6 protein-coding genes and 1 pseudogene are annotated in these 3,465 nt (G+C 59.5%); 1 reads left to right on the forward strand and 6 read right to left on the reverse strand.

From position 1 onward, the window contains the following. Positions 1-138: 138 nt before the first annotated feature. The 4 genes from AC1DUU_RS26700 to AC1DUU_RS26715 form a co-directional block, all read right to left on the reverse strand. Positions 139-600 (reverse strand): GNAT family N-acetyltransferase, encoded by a 462-nt coding sequence (locus AC1DUU_RS26700; protein ID WP_476786374.1) that lies wholly within the window; start codon positions 598-600, stop codon positions 139-141. Positions 601-603: 3 nt separating this feature from the next. Beyond that, on the reverse strand, positions 604-891 hold the full coding sequence (gene gatC, locus AC1DUU_RS26705; protein WP_476786375.1) for an Asp-tRNA(Asn)/Glu-tRNA(Gln) amidotransferase subunit GatC: 288 nt from the start codon (positions 889-891) through the stop codon (positions 604-606). Between the two features lie 82 nt (positions 892-973). Then, complete coding sequence (locus AC1DUU_RS26710) at positions 974-1,393, reverse strand: hypothetical protein (protein ID WP_476786376.1); 420 nt, start codon at positions 1,391-1,393, stop codon at positions 974-976. Between the two features lie 35 nt (positions 1,394-1,428). Further along, the gene (locus AC1DUU_RS26715; protein WP_476786377.1) at positions 1,429-2,136 is read right to left on the reverse strand and encodes a metal-dependent hydrolase; all 708 of its coding nucleotides are present in this window, start codon (positions 2,134-2,136) and stop codon (positions 1,429-1,431) included. Positions 2,137-2,313: 177 nt separating this feature from the next. On the opposite strand from AC1DUU_RS26715, the gene ruvX reads away from it, so the two are divergent. After that, positions 2,314-2,799, forward strand: coding sequence for a Holliday junction resolvase RuvX (gene ruvX, locus AC1DUU_RS26720; protein WP_476786378.1), 486 nt, complete (start codon positions 2,314-2,316; stop codon positions 2,797-2,799). Here the strand turns inward: ruvX and AC1DUU_RS26725 are convergent. Then, positions 2,766-3,077 (reverse strand): DUF6105 family protein, encoded by a 312-nt coding sequence (locus AC1DUU_RS26725; RefSeq protein ID WP_476786379.1) that lies wholly within the window; start codon positions 3,075-3,077, stop codon positions 2,766-2,768. The two genes, ruvX and AC1DUU_RS26725, sit on opposite strands and share 34 nt — an antisense overlap. A gap of 201 nt (positions 3,078-3,278) precedes the next feature. Further along, a pseudogene (locus AC1DUU_RS26730) lies at positions 3,279-3,465 on the reverse strand (DNA alkylation response protein); the annotation flags it as partial.

Consider the following 3,465-nt stretch of genomic DNA (forward strand, 5'->3'; position numbering starts at 1 on the left):
AGATCGGATTGGCCTGTTCGATGGCAGAGACATAGGCTTCGGTCAGCTCGGAGGCCGTAATCTCCTTGCCGCGCAGCTTCTCGCGCGCTTCGGCAATCGTCAGTCTGGTCAGTTCGGTCATGGCGAAATCACTTCGGGTCACGCAGCCGAAAGCTGCTTCTGATAGAACACGGAATAAGGCGAATCCGGATAGTCGAGCACCKGGCCGCAGCGGGTAAAGCCCGCCTTTTCATAAACGGCCCAGGCGGCAGGATGCTGGTCGCCGGTTTCAAGAACAAGTGTGTCGAGCTTCTCGGACGCCGCAGTGTTGATGATTTCGGCGAGGATCGTCTTGCCGACGCCCTGGCCTTGCCATTGCGGCCGTGTGAACATGCGTTTCACTTCGCCTAAKCCGGCCGAATGCCGCTTCAGAGCCCCACACCCCACCACCTTGCCCTGATCGCGCGCGATCCAGACGGTGACAGATGGATCGGCCATCTGCTCGACGGTGAGGTGATAGCAGGCTTCCGGCGGCGAGAGCGTATGCAGCACGGTGTTCAGCTCAGCGACAAGCTCGCGAACTTCGTCCTGCAACGGGCTTTCAACAGCGATGGTGACCAAGGCCTACTCCAACACTTTCGGCACGAGGAAGAAATTCTCGTCAGTGGCTGGCGCGTTGGCGACGATGTCGGCGGCCTTGTTGCCATCGGTGACGGCGTCGACGCGCTTTTTCATGTCCATCGGCGTGACCGACGTCATCGGCTCGACGCCGGAGACATCGACCTCGTTGAGCTGCTCGACGAAGCCCAGGATCGCGTTCAATTCGCCGGTCATGCGCTGGGCATCGTCCTCGCTCACCGCAATACGGGCAAGATGCGCAACGCGCTTGACGGTCTTGAGATCAACGGTCATCGAAAAACTCCGGAAAGCCGGTAAATTGGTCTGGTCGGGCTATAACGGCGCAGCGCGGCGCGCGCAACATGGATGATCATGCTCACGGCATGGTGACGCCGTCGCACAGGTAATAAGTCCCGGCATTGTCGGTCTCGCCGCCCTCGGGATCGACGTCGCGGACCGAAGAGAGTTCCAGTTGCGTCGGGCTCAGTTCAAGGATGGAAAGCATGTCGGGGAACAGATGCCCCGGCTCCTGGCAAAGTGCGGTCACCGCCCATGCAGGCGAGCGCGTTGCCCTGGTGACGTTAAGGAATTCGCAATTGTATTCGACACTTTCGATGCCGCGTGCCGACAGCACCAAGCTCCCGGCATCGATCACCGTCTGCAGCGATTCTTTCTTGGCCTGGGCGCAGAGTTCCTCGGATTGCAGATAGACGCCCTTGATGACGTCCTCGGCGGATGCCGCCGAGGTGGAGAACACGAAAGCTGAAAACGCTACGAAAGATCGCCAGTTTTTCATTGCCAATCCCCCATCCCGCCACCTGCGGCGCGCGATTAAATGTCTATAGCCACACCTACTTTTGGAAGCACCACATCGACGCCCGAGCCTTCGAGGCCATCGACGAATTTTTCCGCCGTCTGGTCGATGATCGGGAAGCTGGCAAAATGGCACGGCACGACCGTTTCGAATTTGAAGAAACGCCGGCAGGCAAGGGCTRCCACCGCACCACCCATGGTGAAGCGGTCGCCGATCGGCACGATACCGATGGCCGGCTCGTGCAGTTCGTTGATCAATGCCATGTCCGAGAAGATGTCGGTGTCGCCCATATGGTAGAGCGTGCGCTCTTCGGCGAAATGCAGCACCAGGCCGCCAGGATTGCCGAGATAGGTGTTGGTGCCGCCAGGCACACTGGCCGAAGACGAATGCTGGGCGGCAACGAAGGTGGTGGTGAAGCTGCCRCAATCGACGGTGCCGCCGATATTGCCGGGATTGATCTGCTTGTCACTGACGCCTTGGCCCACGAGAAACATGCAGATTTCGAAATTGGCGACCAGCATGGCGCCCGTCTTCTTCAAGATGGCAGCGGCGTCGCCGATATGATCGTCATGGCCGTGGGTCAACAGCACATGGGTGACGCCCTCCGCCGCTTGCTCCCAGGATTTGCCCCAGGAAGGATTGCCGCTCAGGAACGGGTCGATCAGGATCTTGGCATCAGCCACTTCGATGCGGAAAGCCGAATGTCCGTACCAGGTCAGTTTCATCGTTTCGGCACTCCTCGCAATTTCGTTGCCTGAAGGATAGAACGCGCCAAGCCTCTGTCAAAGGGGCTGGAGCCTGTTCCATTCCGAATGAATCGGAATGAGCTCTATATTCTTGGTGGAGCATGAACTTTTCCGAAAACCGGCTCCGTTCATGCTCTGTGTCAAAAGGAACGCCGCTTGGCCATCGCCACCATTGAAGAATTGCCTGCACTGCTTGCCGGCGGCAAGACGCTGGCTGGGCTCGACCTTGGCGACAAGACGATCGGCGTGGCGGTATCAGATCGCGGCCTGTCGTTCTCGCATCCGCGGCCGGTCATCATCCGCAAGAAGTTCACGCTCGATGTCGCGGCACTGCTGGCCATGCTGGCCAAGGAAAACACCGGCGCGATCGTGATCGGCTTGCCGATCAACATGAACGGCTCGGAAGGCCCGCGGGCGCAAAAATCGCGCTCGTTCGTGCGCAACGCAGCCAATTTGACCGACTTGCCATTCATGTTCTGGGACGAACGGCTGTCGACTGTGGCGGCTGAGCGCGTGCTGATCGAGATGGATGTGTCACGCAAGAAACGAGACGGGCGCATCGATTCGGCCGCAGCCGCCTTCATCCTGCAGGGTGTGCTTGACCGGCTTCAGACGCTAGGCGCCGATTCGGCTGAAAAGTAGCGCGCCCGCAATACGCGGACCCTCTCCGCGATGAGCTTGCGGCGGCGGTATGCCCAGATCGCCAGAATGATCAGCGAGTCAACGAAGAATGCCTTGGCCATCATCCATGGGATCGTCGCGGGATCGACGCCGAGCAATTCGCCGTAGAGTTCGAAGATGGCAAGATTGAACCGGCGCGAGAGCATCCAGTAGCCGAAATGCATGTCGTTGATCGACGCGAAGTACCAGCCCCAGAAAAGCACCAGCGGTGCTGCCCAAATTGCAAAGATATAGCGCATCAGACGCACTCCTCCGCACGCGACTTCGCGACATCAGTGTCCGGCAAGTGGGTGGCAAAGGCCCGCATCGGGAATCCTGCTTCTTTGCAAAGACAGTGAGCCCTGCGTTCACGTCATGCAACGTAAACCATTCATTAAGGTTAACAGATCAAAGGCTGGCGCCAGCCTCGCCCCGGCCACCGCGAAACGCGACTTCAGCTCTCAGCCGACCTGTGGATAAAGCGTATCGATGATCAGCCGCGAATCGTGGCGGGCATCGAGCATGCCGTAAGTGCCGCGCCATTGGCCGGCGAGACGGGTCTCAATGAAGGCATCGGCGATGCGCCCTGCTCCCATGCGACGCAGCTCCGCGGCTGCTGCCGAAATGGCGAGCTGTTCGGTGAGAATG

This window comes from Aminobacter sp. P4_H6_2 (genome assembly GCF_056400805.1).

What these genes read in the sequence shown, in the direction of transcription:
- gatC (WP_476786375.1), bottom strand. Translation starts at nt 891, where the DNA reads ATGACCGTTGATCTCAAGACCGTCAAGCGCGTTGCGCATCTTGCCCGT.
- AC1DUU_RS26710 (WP_476786376.1), bottom strand. Translation starts at nt 1,393, where the DNA reads ATGAAAAACTGGCGATCTTTCGTAGCGTTTTCAGCTTTCGTGTTCTCC.
- AC1DUU_RS26725 (WP_476786379.1), bottom strand. Translation starts at nt 3,077, where the DNA reads ATGCGCTATATCTTTGCAATTTGGGCAGCACCGCTGGTGCTTTTCTGG.